This is a genomic window from Actinophytocola oryzae (assembly GCF_004364325.1).
In the GTDB taxonomy this organism is placed as follows: domain Bacteria; phylum Actinomycetota; class Actinomycetes; order Mycobacteriales; family Pseudonocardiaceae; genus Actinophytocola; species Actinophytocola oryzae.
Window position 1 is genome coordinate 131,704 of record NZ_SOCP01000009.1, and the last position, 17,509, is coordinate 149,212.

General features: G+C 71.8%; 15 protein-coding genes. 9 read left to right on the top strand and 6 right to left on the bottom strand.

All coding sequences use genetic code 11. The annotated features are described in order from the left end of the window. Positions 1 to 75 precede the first annotated feature (75 nt). The 7 genes from CLV71_RS24300 to CLV71_RS24330 all read left to right on the top strand — a co-directional run bounded on the left by CLV71_RS24300 (position 76) and on the right by CLV71_RS24330 (position 7,376). Positions 76 to 1,449, top strand: a complete 1,374-nt coding sequence (locus tag CLV71_RS24300) for a sensor histidine kinase (RefSeq protein ID WP_243866679.1) — start codon at positions 76 to 78, stop codon at positions 1,447 to 1,449. A gap of 2 nt (positions 1,450 to 1,451) precedes the next feature. Next, a complete protein-coding gene (locus CLV71_RS24305) occupies positions 1,452 to 1,859 on the top strand; it encodes a roadblock/LC7 domain-containing protein (protein ID WP_424923904.1) in 408 nt (135 codons plus the stop codon). Between the two features lie 2 nt (positions 1,860 to 1,861). After that, positions 1,862 to 2,224, top strand: coding sequence for a DUF742 domain-containing protein (locus CLV71_RS24310; RefSeq protein ID WP_133905163.1), 363 nt, complete (start codon positions 1,862 to 1,864; stop codon positions 2,222 to 2,224). Next, positions 2,205 to 2,810, top strand: a complete 606-nt coding sequence (locus CLV71_RS24315; protein WP_133905164.1) for a GTP-binding protein — start codon at positions 2,205 to 2,207, stop codon at positions 2,808 to 2,810. The genes CLV71_RS24310 and CLV71_RS24315 overlap by 20 nt, the downstream gene beginning before the upstream one ends. Further along, the gene (locus CLV71_RS24320; RefSeq protein WP_133905165.1) at positions 2,807 to 4,015 is read left to right on the top strand and encodes a cytochrome P450; all 1,209 of its coding nucleotides are present in this window, start codon (positions 2,807 to 2,809) and stop codon (positions 4,013 to 4,015) included. The genes CLV71_RS24315 and CLV71_RS24320 overlap by 4 nt, the downstream gene beginning before the upstream one ends. A gap of 68 nt (positions 4,016 to 4,083) precedes the next feature. Beyond that, positions 4,084 to 6,441, top strand: a complete 2,358-nt coding sequence (locus CLV71_RS24325) for a penicillin acylase family protein (protein ID WP_133905166.1) — start codon at positions 4,084 to 4,086, stop codon at positions 6,439 to 6,441. Between the two features lie 80 nt (positions 6,442 to 6,521). Next, complete coding sequence (locus CLV71_RS24330) at positions 6,522 to 7,376, top strand: dioxygenase family protein (RefSeq protein ID WP_133905167.1); 855 nt, start codon at positions 6,522 to 6,524, stop codon at positions 7,374 to 7,376. 19 nt (positions 7,377 to 7,395) lie between these two features. Here CLV71_RS24330 and CLV71_RS24335 read toward each other — a convergent pair whose 3' ends face one another. Both CLV71_RS24335 and CLV71_RS24340 read right to left on the bottom strand, forming a co-directional pair. Next, entirely contained in the window at positions 7,396 to 8,772 is a 1,377-nt protein-coding gene (locus CLV71_RS24335; RefSeq protein ID WP_133905168.1) for a protein kinase domain-containing protein, read from the bottom strand. Positions 8,773 to 8,907: 135 nt separating this feature from the next. Continuing rightward, on the bottom strand, positions 8,908 to 11,895 hold the full coding sequence (locus tag CLV71_RS24340; RefSeq protein ID WP_166664238.1) for an ATP-binding protein: 2,988 nt from the start codon (positions 11,893 to 11,895) through the stop codon (positions 8,908 to 8,910). 365 nt (positions 11,896 to 12,260) lie between these two features. Here CLV71_RS24340 and CLV71_RS24345 point away from each other — a divergent pair, with 365 nt between their 5' ends. Together CLV71_RS24345 and CLV71_RS24350 are read left to right on the top strand one after the other, a co-directional pair. Further along, positions 12,261 to 13,067: an OmpH family outer membrane protein gene (locus CLV71_RS24345; protein WP_133905170.1), complete on the top strand. Its 807-nt coding sequence runs from the start codon at positions 12,261 to 12,263 to the stop codon at positions 13,065 to 13,067. A 135-nt stretch (positions 13,068 to 13,202) separates the two neighbouring features. Further along, positions 13,203 to 13,403, top strand: coding sequence for a hypothetical protein (locus CLV71_RS24350; RefSeq protein WP_133905171.1), 201 nt, complete (start codon positions 13,203 to 13,205; stop codon positions 13,401 to 13,403). On the opposite strand, the gene CLV71_RS24355 is transcribed toward CLV71_RS24350, so the two are convergent. The 4 genes from CLV71_RS24355 to CLV71_RS24370 all read right to left on the bottom strand — a co-directional run bounded on the left by CLV71_RS24355 (position 13,381) and on the right by CLV71_RS24370 (position 17,492). Continuing rightward, positions 13,381 to 14,229: an NmrA family NAD(P)-binding protein gene (locus tag CLV71_RS24355; protein WP_166664239.1), complete on the bottom strand. Its 849-nt coding sequence runs from the start codon at positions 14,227 to 14,229 to the stop codon at positions 13,381 to 13,383. The genes CLV71_RS24350 and CLV71_RS24355 overlap by 23 nt on opposite strands. A gap of 139 nt (positions 14,230 to 14,368) precedes the next feature. Then, a complete protein-coding gene (locus CLV71_RS24360; protein WP_133905173.1) occupies positions 14,369 to 15,196 on the bottom strand; it encodes a maleate cis-trans isomerase family protein in 828 nt (275 codons plus the stop codon). Then, positions 15,196 to 16,125, bottom strand: coding sequence for a DMT family transporter (locus CLV71_RS24365; RefSeq protein WP_243866680.1), 930 nt, complete (start codon positions 16,123 to 16,125; stop codon positions 15,196 to 15,198). The genes CLV71_RS24360 and CLV71_RS24365 overlap by 1 nt, the downstream gene beginning before the upstream one ends. Then, the gene (locus CLV71_RS24370; RefSeq protein ID WP_133905174.1) at positions 16,122 to 17,492 is read right to left on the bottom strand and encodes a TrpB-like pyridoxal phosphate-dependent enzyme; all 1,371 of its coding nucleotides are present in this window, start codon (positions 17,490 to 17,492) and stop codon (positions 16,122 to 16,124) included. Before CLV71_RS24370 ends, CLV71_RS24365 begins: the two co-directional genes overlap by 4 nt. Positions 17,493 to 17,509: the final 17 nt, after the last annotated feature.

The window sequence follows — 17,509 nt, forward strand, 5'->3', positions numbered from 1 at the left end:
TTGCGTTCCGGTGCGCCGCCCAGCGTGAGGACTGATATGCCACCTCGAGAGCCCGTCCCCCCAGAGCACCGGTCGATGACCGACGTGCTGCTCTACCTCCTCGTCGCCATGGCGGTCACCGCCGGGGTGACGCTGTGGGTGACCTTCCAGGTCGACACCGAGGACCGCCTCGTCGTGGCGTCGTCCGCTGGCGCGCTGGCGCTCGGGCTGTGCATCGCGCTCGCCTTCTCGACCCACCGCGCCATCCGGGCAGGTCGGACCACCGCCCGGCTGCGCAGGCTGGAGACCGGGCTCGCGCGGCTGGTCGACGAGGTCCTCCCCGGTGCCGCGCGCCGCATCCGCGACGGCGCCTCCGCGGACACGGTGCTCGCCGAATTGGGCCCGGAGGCCGCCGACGTGCCGAGGGGCGTGCTCAACGCGGCGGTGCGGGAGGTGGGCGTCAGCGAGCGGCAGCGGTCGGCGGCGATGGCGGCGTGCGCGAACGCCGCGGGCCGGGTGCAGGCCATGGCCACGAGCATGTTGGCCGACCTGCGCGAGATGGAGGGCCGCCACGCCGAGAACGTCCTCGGCGACCTGCTCAAGCTCGACCACGCCACCGCGCAGACCGGCCGCCTCGCCGACAGCATCGCCGTCCTCACCGGCGCACGCTCCGGCCGCCGCTGGACGAGGCCGATCGTGATGGAGAGCGTCCTGCGCGGCGCCATGGGCAGGATCCAGGCCTACCAACGGGTCCAGGTCCACTCGAGCAGCGGGGCGGCGGTCGTCGGGTACGCAGCGGAGGACGTGATGCACGCCCTCGCCGAGCTGATGGACAACGCGACCCGCTTCTCGGCCCCGTCCGAGGAGGTGCACGTCTACGTCGAGGAGCTGAACACCGGCGTCGTGGTCACCATCGAGGACGGCGGGCTCGGCATGAAGCCCCAGGCACTCGCCCGCGCCGAGGCGGCCGTGTCGACCAGGGAGCCGCTCGACCTCGCGAAGGTGCCGGGCACCCGGCTCGGCCTCGTGGTCGTGGGTTCGTTGGCACGCAAGCACAGGCTCCAGGTGTACTTCCGGCCGTCCTCGCGCGGCGGCACCGGCGTCGTCCTGCGGATCCCGCAGCAGCTGGTGATCCACCCCCGGGAGGAGGAGCCGCCCCCGGCCGCGCCACGGACCGCGGACACCGTCCGGTCGGCGGCGGGGGAGACGGCCACGACGAACGCGACGACCACGGCCGTGCTCGACGCCGCCCCCGCCGCGGCCGACGACGACACCGCGGAGATCACCGAACTGCCCAAGCGCCCGCGCGGTGAGACACTCGCCGCCGCGGTGCGCGCCACGGAGGCGGGCCGCACACCGAGGAAACGCACCGAGAAACGGACCGACATCGGCGCGCGCTTCAGCGCTTTCCAGCAGGGCCGCCGATCCACAACGCCCGACGAGACTGCTGGAGAGGACGACACCTTATGACGATGGCGACCGACGCCAACCTCACCTGGATGCTGGAGAGCCTGGTGGAGCAGACCGCGGGCGCCACGCATGCGCTGGTGCTGTCCAGGGACGGGCTGAAGCTCTGCCACACCGCGGGGCTGTCCGTCGACAAGGCCGACCAGCTCTCCGCCATCGCCGCCGGCGTGCAGGCGCTCTCGCAGGGCGCCTCCGTCGAGTTCGGCGACGGCACCGGCGGGGTGCGGCACTCGATGACCGAGTTCCACGGCGGCATCCTGTTCATCGTCGAGGCCGGTGAGGGCGCCCACCTGGCCGTGCTCGCGAACGAGGAGGCCGACGTCGGCCTGATCGGTCACCGGATGAACGAACTGGTCGAGCAGATCGGCGCGTTCCTGATCGCGCCGCCCCGGCGGCCGGAACGGACCAGGTGAGCATGATCCGCAGAGGGCTCGACAACGAGGGGCCAGACCGGCTCTACACCGTCACGGGCGGGCGAAGCCAGGCCGACGAACCGGACCTCGACCTCGTCACGCTGATCATCGGCACCGCGGAGCCGGGGACGGGCATGCAGTCCGAGCACGTCAGGATCCTGCGCATGTGCCGGACCCCGATCGCGGTGGTGGAGATCTCCGCCGAACTGGGCATGCCCGTCGGCGTCGTGAAGATCTTGCTGTCCGACCTCCTGCGTGCCAACAAGGTCACCGCCCGCCACCCGTCGTCGTCGACGCGCGCTCGTACGTCGCTGCCGGACGCCGCGATCCTGAGGAAGGTGCTCGTTGGACTCCACAACCTCTGAGTCCCGCACGCCACTGGCCGAGACGGCCCGTGAGGGACTGAAGATCGTGATCGTCGGCGGCTTCGGGGTCGGCAAGACGACCATGGTCCGCTCGGTCAGCGAGATCCGGCCGCTGTCCACCGAGGAGACGATGACCCAGGCGGGCCTCGGCATCGACAACACGGGCGCGGTCGAGGGCAAGACGACCACGACCGTCGCGTTCGACTTCGGGCGCATCAGCCTCGACGAGGAGATGGTGCTGTACCTGTTCGGCGCGCCGGGCCAGGAGCGTTTCTGGTTCCTGTGGGACCGGCTGTTCTCCGGCACGCTCGGCGCGGTCGTCCTCGTGGACACCAGGCGCCTGGCCGACTCGTGGTACGCCATCGACCGCCTCGAACACCACGGGACGCCGTTCATCGTGGCACGCAACAACTTCCCCGGCACCGAGCACAGCATCGAGGCCGTGCGCGACGCGCTGTCGCTGCCCTCGGAGGTGCCGCTCGTCGACTGCGACGCCCGGGACCGCGACTCGGCGAAGAAGGTGCTGATCGCACTGGTCGACCATCTTCACGCCCTCAGCACCGCCAGAGAGGCCGTCCCGTCATGACCGAGGTCGCGCGCCGTACCGACGCCGTTCCCCTGTACGGGGACCGGTACCGCACGGACCCGGCCGAGGTGTACGCGCAGCTGCGCGACAAGCACGGGCCCGTGGCGCCGGTGCTGCTGGAGGGCGACATCCCGGCGTGGTTCGTGTGCGGGTACCGGGAGCTGCACCAGGTCACGACGGACTCGACGCTGTTCGCGCGGGACACCCGGCGGTGGAACGCGTGGGAGACGGTGCCGGACGACTGGCCGCTGCTGCCGCACCTGGTGCACAACCCGTCGGTCATGTTCACCGAGGGGCCGGAGCACCAGCGGCGGGCCGGGGCGCTGTCCGAGGCACTGGAGTCGGTCGACCAGTTCGAGCTGGCGAGCCAGTGCGAGCGCATCGCCGACCAGATGATCGACCGCTTCGCGGGCGCGGGCGAGGCCGAGCTGATGAGCCAGTACGCGTCGCGGATCCCGCTGAGTGCCGCCGCGCTGATGTGCGGGGTGCCCCAGGCGCAGACACGCATGCTGGTCGACGACGTGATGGCCGCGATGAACTCGTCGCTGGCCGACCAGATGACCGCGTACGGCCGGATGGAGGAGGAGATGCTCGCGCTGCTCGAACGCAAGCGCGTGACTCCCGGCTCGGACGTGCCGTCGCACCTGCTGACCAACCCGGCGAACCTCGGCGACGAGGAGATCCTGGCCGACCTGCTGCTGGTGATGCTGCAGGCACACGGGCAGACGACCAACTGGATCGGCAACACGGTCGCGCTGATGCTGACCGACGAGCGCTTCGCGATCACGCTGTCCGGCGGCAGGGCCAGCGTCGGCGACGCGCTGAGCGAGGTCCTGTGGCACGACACGCCGACCCAGAACTACCTCGGGCGCATAGCCACCCGCGACACCCGCCTGGGCGGCCAGCGCATCCGCGCGGGCGACCTGCTGGTGCTCGGCCTGGCCGCCGCGAACGCCGACCCGCACGTGCGTCCCGCCGAGGGTGCGTCGGGCAACCGGGCGATGATGTCCTTCGGCCACGGCGAGCACGGCTGTCCCTACCCCGCGCCCGAGATCGCGGAGATCATCGCGAAGACCAGCATCGAGGTCCTCGTCGACCGCCTGCCGGACCTGGTCCTCGCGGGCGACCTCGAGTGGCGGTCGTCGGTCTGGACCAGAGGTCTGACCCGTCTCCCGGTGTCCTTCACGCCCGCCTACCAGCCCTGACACCCGCACACCGGTTCAGGGTTTGTCCCTGAGCCGGTCCCGGTCATGATCGGGTAAGAAGAGTCCTCATGCGAAGGGGCATCCACTGGGGCGCGGCGCTCGTCGCCGTCGCCACGATATTCACCACTGTTTCCGCGGTACCGGGGGCGGCCGAGCCGCGTCACGGGTACGCGGCCGACATCCGGTACACCGAGTACGGGATCCCGCACATCACGGCGAAGGACTTCGGCGGTCTCGGCTACGGGTACGGCTACGCCGCCGCCACCGACAACGTCTGCCTGCTGGCGAAGATGTACGTCACGGTGAACGCGCAGCGGTCGAGGTACTTCGGCGCGGACACACCGTCGGACTTCGACTACGGTCCCGCCAGGACCAACCTGGACAGCGACCTGTACTTCCAGCAGGTCAACGACTCGAGGATCGTCGACCACCTGGTCGCGCAGCAGGCACCGGTCGGGCCGAGGCGCGAGGTGCGCGACATCATCCGGGGGTACGCGGCGGGCTACAACCGTTTCGTCCGCGAGGGACGGATCACCGACCCGGCCTGCCGCGGCGCGGAGTGGGTGAGGCCGATCTCCGAGAAGGACGTCTACCGCCACTTCTACGCCGTGTTCACCTACGCGGGTGCCGCGCAGGCCATGGACTCGATCGCCACGGCCGCCCCGGCGACGGCGGCGACCCCGGCGGCGGCCGCCGCGCCCGCCGACGCGGTCGCGAAGGTCCGCGAGGCGCTCGAGGGCCGGGACATGGGCAGCAACGCCATCGCCGTCGGCTCGGACGGCACGGCCAACGGACGCGGCCTGCTGCTCGGCAACCCGCACTTCCCGTGGCAGGGCGGGCGCCGGTTCTGGCAGTCGCAGCTGACCGTGCCCGGCAGGCTCGACGTGAGCGGCGGCAGCCTGCTCGGCCTGCCGCTGGTGCAGATCGGCTTCAACAAGGACGTGGCGTGGAGCCACACCGTGTCCACCGCGGCCACCTTCGGCTTCTACCAGGTGAACCTGGTTCCCGGTGACCCGACGAGCTACCTCGTCGACGGGAAGGCCGAGAAGATGACCAGCCGGACGGTGCGGGTGCGGGTCCAGGACGGGACCGTCGAGCGCACGCTCTACTCCACGCGTTACGGCCCGGTGCTGGCGGACCTCTTCGGCATCCCGGGCACCGGCTGGACGACCACGACCGCGTTCGCGATCCGCGACGCCAACCGGGACAACCTGCGTGGCCTCAACACCTGGTTCGGGTTCGGTCAGGCCCGCGACACCAAGGGGATCACCGACGTGCTGCGCGGCACCCAGGGCGTGCCGTGGGTCAACACGATCGCGACCGACCGGTCCGGTCACGCGTTGTTCAGCGACATCCAGGTCGTCCCGCACGTGACCGACGAGCTGGCCGCGACGTGCAGCACCCCGCTGGGGCAGCAGATCTTCCCGGCGGAGGGCATCCCGGTCCTGGACGGCACCCGCGCGGAGTGCGCGTGGGGCACCGACCGGGACGCTGCGGTACCCGGCATCTTCGGCCCGAAGCGGCTCCCGCTGCTGAACCGCGCGGACTACGTCGAGAACTCCAACGACAGCGCGTGGTTGTCCAACCCGCACCAGCCGATCACGAACTACCCGCGCATCGTCGGCGACATCGGCACGCAGCGCGGCCCGCGCACCCGCATGGGCATCACCGCGATCGAGGAAGGGCTCGGCTCGTTCACCCGGCAGGCCATGCAGAACCTGCTCTTCGCCGACCGCAGCTGGTCGGGTGAGCAGGCGGCCGCGGCGGCGGCACAGCTGTGCGCGTCGTTCCCGAACGGCCAGGCGCCGACGTCGTCGGGCGGCACGGTCCCGGTCGGCAACGCGTGCACCGCACTGTCCGGCTGGGACAGGACGATGACGGTCGACAGCCGTGGCGGCCTGCTGTTCGAGCAGTTCTGGCTGAAGGCAGGCGGCACGCAGGGCCTGTGGCTCGTGCCGTTCGACCCGGCGGACCCGGTCGCCACGCCGAACACGCTCGACACGGCCAACCCGGCCGTGGCACAGGCACTGGGCGACGCCATCGCCGAGCTTCGTGCCGCCGGTGTCGACCCGGCCGCCCCGCTCGGCGAGAACCACTACGTCGTCCGCAACGGCACCCGCATCCCCGTCCACGGTGGGAACGGCGCACAGGGTGTGCTGAACGCGATCCAGGCGACGTGGGACCCGGCGGCGGGCGACGTGGAGGTGGTCCACGGCTCCAGCCACATCCAGGCGGTCTCCTTCACCGGCGGCCAGTGCCCGGACGCGGCGACGCTGCTGACCTACTCGCAGTCGGCGAACCCGAGTTCGGCGCACTTCGCCGACCAGACCGCGTTGTTCTCCGACAGCCGGTGGGTGCGCTCCCGCTTCTGCGAGAAGGACATCATGGCCGCACCGGGCCTGAAGGTCGTGCGCCTGAGGGGTTAGCGCACAGCTGACGCACAGGTTCCACACAAGGTCGGGTGTTACGGTCCGCGCTCACCTGTTCCCGGACAGTGAGGGCAACCATGGACAACGACGACGAACCCGTCGGGCGTGTGCTGGGCCGGCGGCAGGCCATCGCGATTCTCGGTCTCTCGGGAATGGCGCTGACCGCCGCCGGCTCGGCAGGCGCCGCCTCGGCAGAGCCGAGGGCCGCCGACTGCGTCGACTGTGTCGTCAGGCCGGAGATGACCGAGGGGCCGTACTTCGTGGACGAGGGGCTGAACCGCTCCGACATCCGCACCGACCCCTCGGACGGGTCGGTCTCGGCAGGCACGACGCTCGCGCTCGGTCTGCGGGTGCTGCGGGTCGACGGCCGCCGGTGCGCGCCGCTGCGTGGCGCGGTCGTGGACATCTGGCACTGCGACGCGCTCGGCGCCTACTCCGACATCGCGTCGGAGGGCACCAGCGGCCGCAAGTTCCTGCGGGGCTACCAGACCGGTGACCGCGCGGGACGCGTCCGGTTCACCACGGTCCTCCCCGGCTGGTACCGGGGGCGGACCGTGCACCTCCACATCAAGGTCCAGACGACCGGCACCGACGGCAACCCGTACGAGTTCACCTCGCAGCTCTACTTCACCGAGGAGTTCAAGGCCGAATACCTGACGGCGCAGCCGTACGCGGACAAGGGGACGCCGGACACGACCAACGCCGAGGACGGCATCTACCAGGCGGGCGGGGCGGGCGACCAGATGCTCCTGCACCCGAGGCGTCGAGGCCGGGGCTACGTCGCGGACTTCGCGATCGGGCTGGACCTGTCGGACACGGCCGTCGGCGCCGACGACGGGTTCGGCGGCGGTCCACCACCTGGCGGCGGGCCAGGAGGCCCACCCGGCACAGGCCCGGGCGGCCCGCCGCCGACCGAGCCGCCGACGTCCTGAGTGGACGGTGGGCCGGGGGTCACCGCTGTGCGCAGCTGACCTCCGGCCTCGGCCGGTCGTCCCCGTTCGCGCGGGCCGTGAAGCCGAACGTGGTCTCGGCGCCCGCCTGGATCGTGACGTTCCAGTCGAGGTTGCGGACGGTCACGTCGGTGCCGTCGCGGGTCAGGGCGCCTGCCCACAGGCCGTCGATGTCGTGCCCGCTGGGCAGCGTCCACCGGACCGTCCAGCCGTCGAGGGCGCGATCCCCGTCGTTGCGGATGGTCACCCTCGCCTCGTAGCCGTTCGGCCAGGAGTTGACCACGTCGTAGCTCGCCACACAGGTCGGGCTGCCGGGCGGCGGCTGCTGTGTGGACCGCGTGGGTATCGTCGTCGTCGGCGGTGACGTCGTCGGCGGCGGTGCGGCCGCGGTCGAGTCCCCGCTCGTGAGCAGCGCGCCCAGCACGGCACCCACCGCCACCAGTGCCACGGCCGCGCCGCCGATCACCGCCGCCCGCCGCGACCTCCCGCGCGCGGGTGCGGGCAGCATCGTCGTCGAGGCCCTCGCGCGGGGCACGTCGAACGGCCTGCCCTCCGCGACCGTCGCGAGTGCCTCGTGTGCCACCCGCATCGTCGGCCGCTGCGTCGGATCCCTGCGCAGCAGCCACAACACCAGCTCGGTGACGTGGCCCGACCGCTGCGGCGGCGTGACGTGGCTCGTCGCGACCCGGTGCAGCAGCGCGATCGGGTTGTCGTCCACGCCGAACGGCGGCAGGCCCTCCATCGCCGCGTACAGCATGGCGCCCAACGAGAAGACGTCCGAGCGTGGCGTCGCCTTCCCGCCGCCCGCGACCTCCGGCGCCAGGTAGGCGGGCGTGCCCGCCAGGATCCCGGTCGTCGTCACGGTGCCGACGCCCACCGCGCGGGACACGCCGAAGTCGGTGATCTTCGCCGTGCCGTCCTCGGTGATGAGCACGTTCTCCGGTTTGACGTCCCGGTGCACGATGCCCGCCGCGTGCGCCGCCGCCAGCGCCGAGGCGATCTGCGTGCCGATCCTGGCGGCCTCGGTGGGTGGCAGCGCCCCGCCACGCGCGACCATCACCGCGTCGAGCGGCTGGGAACGCAGGTACTCCATGACCAGGCACGGTCTGCCGTCGTGCGCCACCACGTCGTGCACGGTGATCGCGTTCGGATGGCGCAGCCGCGCGGCGATGCGTGCCTCCCGCACCCCGAGCGCCGTCGCCTGCTCGGGCGTCGCCTCGGCCATGGCCCTGTCCGGCGAGTCCTCGACCAGCAGCTGCTTGACGGCGACCTCGCGGTCCAGCCGCTCGTCGGTGGCCAGCCACACCACACCCATGGCGCCACGCCCGATGACCGACGCGAGTCGGTACCGCTCGGCGACCAGCTCACCCGCTTCCATCGGGGCACACGCTAGCGCGTGCGCGCACGCGGGCACACGCGCGCGGCGTCGTACGGCCGGCACGCGACGCGGGCGCGTAGCGAACGGGACCGCCCGGCGCAGCGACGCGACCGGTGGCCGACAGCGGTGAACTCCTCACTGCCTCCCCAACGCCTCGAGCGCCGCCTGGACGCCCTGTGCCTCGGGCAGGCCGAGCCGTTCGTAGAGGTCCAGCGCCTCCCGCAGGTACGCGCGCCCGCTGCCGGAGTAGCTGTCGCTGATCAGGCAGCGGCCCATCCCCTCCAGCGCACGCGCCTGCGCCACGAACGCGCCGATGTCGCGCGCCATCCGCAGCGCCCGTTCGTGGTAGCTGAAGGCGTCGCCGGCCTCCGGCCAGTCCGCTGCGAGCCTGCCGAGGTCGTTGAGCGAGTCGACGGTGCCGGTCGGGTCGCCGATCTCGGTGCGCAGGTTCAGCGCGCGCACGAGGCTCGCGGTGGCCTCCTGGCAGTGGCCTGCCAGGTGCGCGAGCACGCCGAGGTCGTGGTAGACGCCCGCCTCGCACAGCCGGTCGCCGATCTTGCCCGCGAGCGTCAGCGCCCGCTCGAGCGCGTCGACCGCGACGGTGTAGTCGGCCGCCGTGCGGTCGCTCGCGAGGTAGCGGGTCATCGCGATGCCGCGCAACGTGTTCGCCTCGCCCTGGTAGCTGTCCAGGTCCATGAACAGCAGGTGCGCGCGGTGCAGGGTGGCGAGTGCCTCGGTGTGCTCGCCGATGGCGCGCAGCAGCGTGCCCATCCGGCACAGGGCGGTGGCCTCGCCCCGGCGGTCGCCGATCTCGGCGAACAACGCGACGGCCTTGGTCAGGCACCGCAGCGCGGGCGAGCCGTCGCCCGCCATCCCCTGCAGGAGCCCGAGGTAGCTCAACGCCTCGGCCTGACCCTGCCCGCAGTCGAGCTCGCGGTAGAGCGTGTACGCACGCACCAGGCTCAGCGAGGAACGCGAGTAGCTCTCCGTGAGGTGGCGGACGATCCCGAGGCGCAGGTGGCTGCTCGCCTCGCGGTAGCGGTCGCCGACCTCGCCGGACAGGGCGAGCGCACGCATCAGGTTCCTCGCGGCGGCCGCGTACTCGCCGAGCGCGTACTGCACGGCGCCGATGTGCTCGATCGCGGCCGCCTCGCCCCTGGCGTCGCCGAGCTGGATGTAGAGCCGCTGCGCGCGGGAGACGTTGACCATCGCGGAGGAGTAGTCGTCGGCGAGCAGCTGCACCGCGCCGAGGTCGCGCAGCGACGCGGCGAGCCCGGCCACGTCGCCGGACCGCTCCGCGGCGAGCACCGCGACGTTGTGGATGGCGAGCGCGTCGTCCCAGTGCCCGCGCTGCGTGAGGTACGGGTGCAGGACGGCCGCGAGCCGGACCCGGTGGCGCGGGCCCGCGAGGTCCACGCACCCGGTGAGGTTGCCCCGTTCCCGCGTGAACCACGCGGTGGCCTGCGCCTCGGTGGTGAGCGGCGGGACGTGCGCGGGCGGGTGGCCGACCGGGTCGGCGGGCGCGTCGGGGTGGGGGAGCAGCCGCGCCGCCTCCGTCGCGACGTGCACGTAGTAGTCGAGCACGCGCTCGACCGGGTCCTCGTCCCGCTTGGCCGCGAGCAGGGTCGCGGCGTAGTGGCGGACGAGGTCGTGCAGCCGGTAGCGGCCGGGTGCGGTCTCCTCGACGAGGTGGTCGAGGTAGAGCCGCTCGACGAGGCGCCGGGTCGTGTCCAGGTCGCCGCCGCCGACCGCCGCGGCCGCGTACAGGTCGAAGTCGGGCCCCGGGTGGCACGACAGCAGGCGGAACAGGCGCGCCACGTCGGCGGGCAGGTCGCGGTGGGACAGCTCGAACGCCGTGCTGACCGCGCGGTCGTCGGCCCGCATCTCCGCGAGCCGGTTGGTCGAGGAGACCAGCTGCTCGGTCAGGTACCGCACGTCCCAGCACGGGTGGCTCCGCAGCCGTCCGGCCACGAGCGCGATCGCGAGCGGCAGGTGACCGCACACCCGCACCAGCTCCCGGATCCGCTGGCTCGCCTGGTCGTCGGCGGGCCGGTGGGACAGCCGCACGAACATCGCGACGGCGGCGTCCGGCGGCAGGACCGTGAGCGGCAGCGGCCTCGCGTCCTCGAGCGCGGGAACCCTGCGGCGGCTGGTGATCACGACCTGGCAGCCGGGCGTGCCGGGCAGCAGCGGCCGGACCTGCTCGTGGTCGGCGGCGTCGTCCAGCACCAGCAGCATCCTCTTGCCCGCCAGCCGGTCCCGCCACATCCGCGCGCGGTCGTCGAGGGTGGGCGGGATCAGCCGCGTCGGCACGCCGATCGCGACCAGGAGCGAGCGCAGCGCGTCGGCGGGCGCGAGCGGCCCCTGGCCGGGGGTGTGCCCGCGCAGCTCCAGGAACAGGTGGCCGTCGGGGAACCGGTCGGCCACCCGCCGCGCGACGTGCACGGCGAACTCGGTCTTGCCGACCCCGGGCATGCCGGTCACGACGTGGATGCCCGCGTCCTGCTCGGTGACCCTGGCGATCAGCTGCTCGGCCTCCTGCCTGCGTCCGGTGAACGACGCCACACCACGCGGCAGCGTCGACATCACGGCAGCCGTCGGCCGGTGCCGTGTCGGTGCGGGCGCGGGGGCGAGGACGGGCGGGTCGCTACGCCGGGTGAGCACCCGCGCGAGCTCCTGGACACCGGTGGCGCTGAGCTTGTGAACGCGGTAATGACTCGCACAGTGCGGTTGGAGGTACAGCGGAATCTCGTCGACCGACCGGCCGGGCAGGATTACCGGGAGCAGCTTGCGCGTCCAGGTTTCCCGGTCCCGATAGAGGTGATTGCGCAGCACGGCCGACTCGGTTTGCACGCCGCGGTGTATGTCGGCCGGCACGTTGCCGTCACCGGCCGCCCGGTACTGAGGGGACGCCACGGCGATGACGTGGTCGGCCCGCTCGAGCTGTTCGATCATCCACAGGAACCAGTCCCGCCGCAGGTCGGTGTGCCACTCGTCGACGTGGACGTCGACCCCCTGTCGTGCGAGGACGGTACAGAGCCGGAGCACCAGGCGGCGGTGCTGCGACGAGTCGTGCGCATAGGACACGAACACCCTGGTCCGTGTCCCCTCCCCGGTTGTCACGGAATTAATTTCGTTCGTCGCTGCCATGGTGCGAATCCCCCGACGATGTCTTATCTCGCGTCATGCGCATCCCCCGTTAGCCGGAGATTAACCCAATCGAGATGCGCATCGGCAAAGGGGTCGTCGGAGTTTGATTAGCGGGCAGGATTGTCCTTGATCTGTCCGGTATGGGGTCCACCGAAGGTGGAAGAGCGGACTGAACAGTCACCGCGCGTGTGCGTTCAGTCGTCGGCGCGGTGGCACGGACGCGTCTCGCCCGAGGCGGGTCGGCGACCCGGGGCCAGTGGTCTGACCAACTGGTCGGCGAGGACGAGTCGGCGTGGCGTGGGTGTCGATCACGCGTCCGGCTGGATACGGTTGCGCGTATGGCTGGGCGGGTGTTGTCGTGGTTTCTCGAGTTCGCGCCTGCGCGCGAGGCGATGCGGCGCGAGGTGAAGGTCGCGGTCGACCTCGTCATGGACGAGACCGAGGACGCGCACTCCCGGCTGCGTCAGCGGCACCGGACCGCGTTGGCCAAGGCGCAGCAGGAGGCGGCCGAGCTGCGGGCGCAGGTCGACGAGCTGACCGCCACCACCACCGACCTGCGGGAGTCCACGGTGTCGCTGCGGGACCAGGTCGCCGACCTGGAACAGGCCGCGCAGCGGGAGCAGACCAGGCGCCAGGAGTTCGCGCAGCTGCTCACCCGTGAGCAGGAGGCCGCGGCGACCCGCCAGTGGGACGGCGCGACGAGCGACGTGTTCTGCTGCCAGTCCTGCTGGGCGTTCTGGTTCCTGAGCACCGCGCCCGACCGGATGAGCTGCCTGGTCAGGGGTCCGTTCGGCAGGCACAGCGAGGCGTGCACCGTCTGTGCCGACCCCGTGATGGCCCTGCCGTCGGCGAAGCTCGTGGTCTACCGCAAGAACGCGGAGGACCGGATCAGCAGGCCCGTGGCCGCCGACGAGCCGCGGTCGGACACGGCCGTCGCGAACGCGGAGCTGGCCGCCGTCGCCGAGGGCCTGACCCGCCTGCCGAAGGTGCCGAGCCGCTCGGTGGCCTGGGTCGCGGCCGACCTGACCGGTTCGCCGGAGCTGCCCGCGAAGGTGCTCGGCGAGATCGCCGTCCGCACCACGATGCCCGTGCCCCTCGACGGGATCGTGGCAGGCATCCGCGCCTTCATCGAGGTCGGCTCCTAGCTCCCGCGACCGGGAGCCGGACTCGTGTCGCCACTGGAGTTCCGCTCGCGTGGCGGCCGACGGTACTTCTGTTCTCTATGGGCGATATGTCAGGCTGATGCTGGTTCCGGTCGTCGAGACAGCCTGGAGATCACTGTGGTGGAACGCAACGACCTCATGGGTGTCGCGGCGGTGTGGGGGCAGGCGGCCGACAGGGTCGGCGCGCTCACCAGGGACGGCGCCGACTCCTGGAACGCCGCCATCGAGCACGCGACCCAGGTCCTGCGCAAGGAAGCCGACGACGTCCGCGCGATGAACGAGATGGCTCACCGGATCATCGTCGGGAACCTCCGCTGACGGCGCGGACGGCGAAGTCCACCGCGCTGTGCGCGGGCCTGCCCGCGAGCCTGGACACGGTGTCGTGCACCGGGATGACCAGCTCCCCGGTCGCCACCCGCGCCAGCGCCTCGGCCAGGAACGTGCCGTAGTCGGCGGTGAAGCCACGCGCCACCATCAGCTCGACGAACTCCTCGGCGGGCACCGGCGTGTACGTCACCGGTCTGCCCAGCCCCTCGGTCAGCGCGGCGGCCACCTCGTGGTGGGTCAGCGACGCGGGGCCGGTGATCGGCAGCGGCCCGGTCGGCCCGTCGGCCGCCATCGCCGCCACCCCGACCGCCGCCACGTCGCGGGCGTCCACGAACGGGATGCGGCCCTCGCCCGCGGGCAGGCGCATGACACCCGAGTCGACCATGCCCGCGAACGAGCCGAGCGTGAAGTTGTCCAGGAACCACGTCGGCCGCAGCGACGCGGTGGCCGACGGCAGCCCGAACAGCGTGTCCTCCGCCTGTCGCAGCGGGCTGTCCGGCTCCGCCTCCGTGACGTCCAGGCTGGACAGCAGGACGACCCGGCCGACACCGGCCGCCGCGACGGCCCGCAGCAGTGCCGGCGTGTTCTCCGGGGCTCCGGGATGGTTGAACGGGATCAGCACGTAGGCCGCGTCGCTGCCCTCGGCGGCGGTCCGCCAGGTCCGCTCGTCGTCCCAGTCGAACGGTTCCAGCTCGCCGTGCGCGGGAACGGAACGACCGGCCGCCCGCACCCGCCAGCCGCGCTGGGCGGCGTAGCGGGCGACGTGGCGGCCGGTCTTGCCGGTGGCACCGAACACGGTGACCGTGTACTGACTCACGCGCGGTTCCGCCTCCCCGGAATCAATCCTTGTGGTCACCTTGTGCTGTTGCCTTCCGGTTCGGTACGTGCCGGTGGCTGGGTTGCGTCCCGTTCCCCTCAGGTGCGGGTGGGAGACACGCGGCGCGGGCACACTGCGCTCACGCGGCCACCTTCTCATGCGGCAGTGGCAGGCCGAACAGGCTCCCGTAGCCGGGGGACACCGCCGGAATGCCCGCCAGGCGCAGGGAGTGCCACAGCGCCGCCTGGTTCGACGTCACCACCGGCACACCGAGGTCCGCCTCGAGCGGCGCCACCGCGTCCGCCGCCAGCAGGCCGTTGCCGAGCACCGCGACCCCGTCCGCGTCGGCGGGCAGGAGCGCCCGGACCTGGCGGTACAGCTGGTCCTGGCGCACCTCCTGCTGCCCGTTGGCGTCCCACACCTGCCACGGCTCCTTGTCGTGCCAGGCCGGGCCGAGGTCGTAGCGGACCATCCCGGCCGGCGCGAAGCCGCCCTGCTCGAAGTACGCTCCCGCGTGCTTGGCGATCAGGTCGTTGAACCACGGCGGCGTGATGAAGAACGGCCGCCGCACGCTCGTCGCCGTCAACGCCGCCCGGACCGCGCCCGCCGCGGTGCCGACCGCGCAGCCGTGTGCCTTCTCGCTCGCCTTGGCCGCGAACGCGTCGTCGAAGGCGACGCCACCGAAGAAGCTGCCGGTCACGAAGCACAGCGTGATCGCGTCCAGTCCGATCCGGCCGAGGTAGTCGAGGCCCTGGGCGATGTCCGGGGAGTCGGCGACCGTGGCGGCCGGGTCGTCGCCGTAGCTGCCCGAGCCGTGCTGGCGGGGGCTCGCGAACCGTGCCGCGTGCACGGTCACCCCCGCCGGCGCCATGGCCTGGAACTCGACCTCGGGCACCGTGTCCTTGTCGATCACGAGGATCCCGATCCGCGCCCGCCAGCCGACGGCCGGCCGCCACACCTCGGTCATCACGCCACCTTCTCAACCACTTTTGGGGCAGCGGTGACGGTCCTGCGCCTGCGGGACAGCCGGTTCTCCGCGATCGCGAGGCCGACCATCACCGTCAGCACGCCCGCCACCATGTTCCAGGTGAGGGAGTCGCCGAGCAGCGTCGTGCTGGCCACCGCGCCGACGACGGGCACGAGGTAGTTCACCGAGGACGCGGTCGCCGCGCCGAGGTCGGTGATCAGCCGGAAGTACAGCACGTAGGCGGCACCCGTGCCGAAGACGCCCAGCAGTACCACGCTCACGACCACGGGCCACGTGAACGTCGGCGTCTCCCAGCCGAAGGCGGGCAGAGTGACGGTCTGCAGCACGAGCGCCATGATCACCTGGCCGCCTGCCTGCGCGACCGGCGACAACCCGTGCGGCACCAGGAACTTGCGGATGTACACGGTCTGCGCCGCGTAGCTGCACGCCGCCGCGATCACGGCCAGCTGCCCGGTCAGCTCACCGGGCGCGCCCTCCCACGGCGCGACGATCAGCACCACACCGGCGAACCCGAGCAGGAACCCGTACAGCTTGCGCCTGCTCACCTTCTCCGACGGCAGGAACACCGTGACCGCCGCGAGGGTGGCCAGCGGCAACACGGCGATCAGCATGCCTGCCATGGCGGCACTGGTGTGCTGCTCGCCGTAGCCGAGCAGCAGGAACGGGATCACCATGCCCAGCGCGGACGAGACCGCCATGTGGGCCCAGACCTTGCCGGCCTTGGGCAGGCCGATGCTCCACAGCAGCAGGATCGCGACCAGGAACACGAGCCCCAGCCCGAGCCGGGCGAGCACGAGCTGTGTGGGCGTGAGCCCTCCCAGCGCGGCCTTGATGAAGGTGTAGCTGGTGCCCCAGATCGTGCCGAGCAGCAGGAACTGCAGCAGGTTGGTGCGACTCATCGACGTCATGACTGAACTCCGGGGGTTTCGGGAATGCTGGCCAGGCCGACCGCGAGGGACTCCTCGCTCACCGAGTCGTCCGGCAGGGTGCCTGCGGCGAACCGCTGGTAGGCCCCGAGGTCGAAGTTACCGTGGCCCGTCAATCCGAAGAGAATTGTCTTCTCCTCGCCGGTCTCCCGGCAGCGGACGGCCTCGTCGACGGCGGCACGGATGGCGTGCGTGGCCTCCGGCGCGGCGAGCACGCCCTCGGCGCGCAGGAAGAGCACACCGGCCTCGAAGGCACGCTTCTGCGACTCGGCCACGGCCTGCATGTAACCCAGCTCGACGACCCAGCTGATCAGCGGCGCGATGCTGTGTGCCCGTAGGCCACCGGCGTGCACGGGCGGCGGCACGAAGCCGTTGCCCAGCGTGTGCATCCGCTGCAGCGGGGTCATCCCACCCGAGTCGGAGTGGTCGTAGGCGATCCTGCCCCGGGTCAGCGTCGGGCACGCGGACGGCTCGACGGCGAGCAGTTGGACGTCCCTGCCGCCTGCCAACTTCTCACCGAGGAACGGGAAGGCGAGACCGGCGAGGTTGCTGCCGCCGCCCGCACAGCCGATCACGATGTCCGGGTAGTCGCCGAGCAGCTCCAGCTGCCGCTTGGCCTCCTGGCCGATGACGGTCTGGTGCAGGCAGACGTGGTTGGCCGCGCTGCCGCGCGTGTAGCCGGCGTCCGGGTCGTCGAACACGATCTGCAGTGCCTCGGACTTGGCCACCGCGAGGCTGCCGGGGTGGTCGGGGAACTCGGCCAGCGTCGCCCGCCCCGGCGCGGTCTCCGTGCTGGGGCTGGGGATGCACTCCGACCCGAACGTCTCCATCATCGTCTTGCGGTGCGGCTTCTGCTCCGCCGACACCCGGACCTGGAAGACCTTGGCCTTCATGTCGAACAGCGACGCGGCGAACGCGATCGCGGCACCCCACTGGCCCGCGCCGGTGTCCGCGACGACCATGCTCCGCCCGGCCTGCTTGTTGTAGAACACCTGCGGCACCGAGCTGTTCGGCTTGAAGCTGCCGGTCGGGGCGTCACCCTCGTACTTGTAGTAGATCCTGGCCGGCGTGTTCAGCTCCCGCTCCAGGCGCCGCGCCCGGAACATGGGGGTCGGCCGCCACTGCGCGTAGATCTGCCGGACCTCCTCGGGGATCGCGATCTCCCGCTCCTTGCTGAACTCCTGCTCCACCAGCGCCGGCGCGGTCGTGCGCATCATGTCCTCGGGCGTGATGGGAATGCCGGTCTTCGCGTTGATCGCGGGTGCCATCGGCGGCAGGTCCGCGGCGATGTTGTACCAGTGGGTCGGCAGCTCTTCCTGCGGCAGCTGGAAACGAACCTGTTCGGTCATGACTTCTCCTTGCTGGC

What these genes read in the sequence shown, in the direction of transcription:
- CLV71_RS24345 (WP_133905170.1), top strand. Translation starts at nt 12,261, where the DNA reads ATGGCTGGGCGGGTGTTGTCGTGGTTTCTCGAGTTCGCGCCTGCGCGC.
- CLV71_RS24330 (WP_133905167.1), top strand. Translation starts at nt 6,522, where the DNA reads ATGGACAACGACGACGAACCCGTCGGGCGTGTGCTGGGCCGGCGGCAG.
- CLV71_RS24325 (WP_133905166.1), top strand. Translation starts at nt 4,084, where the DNA reads ATGCGAAGGGGCATCCACTGGGGCGCGGCGCTCGTCGCCGTCGCCACG.
- CLV71_RS24365 (WP_243866680.1), bottom strand. Translation starts at nt 16,125, where the DNA reads ATGACGTCGATGAGTCGCACCAACCTGCTGCAGTTCCTGCTGCTCGGC.
- CLV71_RS24370 (WP_133905174.1), bottom strand. Translation starts at nt 17,492, where the DNA reads ATGACCGAACAGGTTCGTTTCCAGCTGCCGCAGGAAGAGCTGCCGACC.
- CLV71_RS24310 (WP_133905163.1), top strand. Translation starts at nt 1,862, where the DNA reads ATGATCCGCAGAGGGCTCGACAACGAGGGGCCAGACCGGCTCTACACC.
- CLV71_RS24335 (WP_133905168.1), bottom strand. Translation starts at nt 8,772, where the DNA reads ATGGAAGCGGGTGAGCTGGTCGCCGAGCGGTACCGACTCGCGTCGGTC.
- CLV71_RS24300 (WP_243866679.1), top strand. Translation starts at nt 76, where the DNA reads ATGACCGACGTGCTGCTCTACCTCCTCGTCGCCATGGCGGTCACCGCC.
- CLV71_RS24305 (WP_424923904.1), top strand. Translation starts at nt 1,452, where the DNA reads ATGGCGACCGACGCCAACCTCACCTGGATGCTGGAGAGCCTGGTGGAG.
- CLV71_RS24360 (WP_133905173.1), bottom strand. Translation starts at nt 15,196, where the DNA reads ATGACCGAGGTGTGGCGGCCGGCCGTCGGCTGGCGGGCGCGGATCGGG.
- CLV71_RS24320 (WP_133905165.1), top strand. Translation starts at nt 2,807, where the DNA reads ATGACCGAGGTCGCGCGCCGTACCGACGCCGTTCCCCTGTACGGGGAC.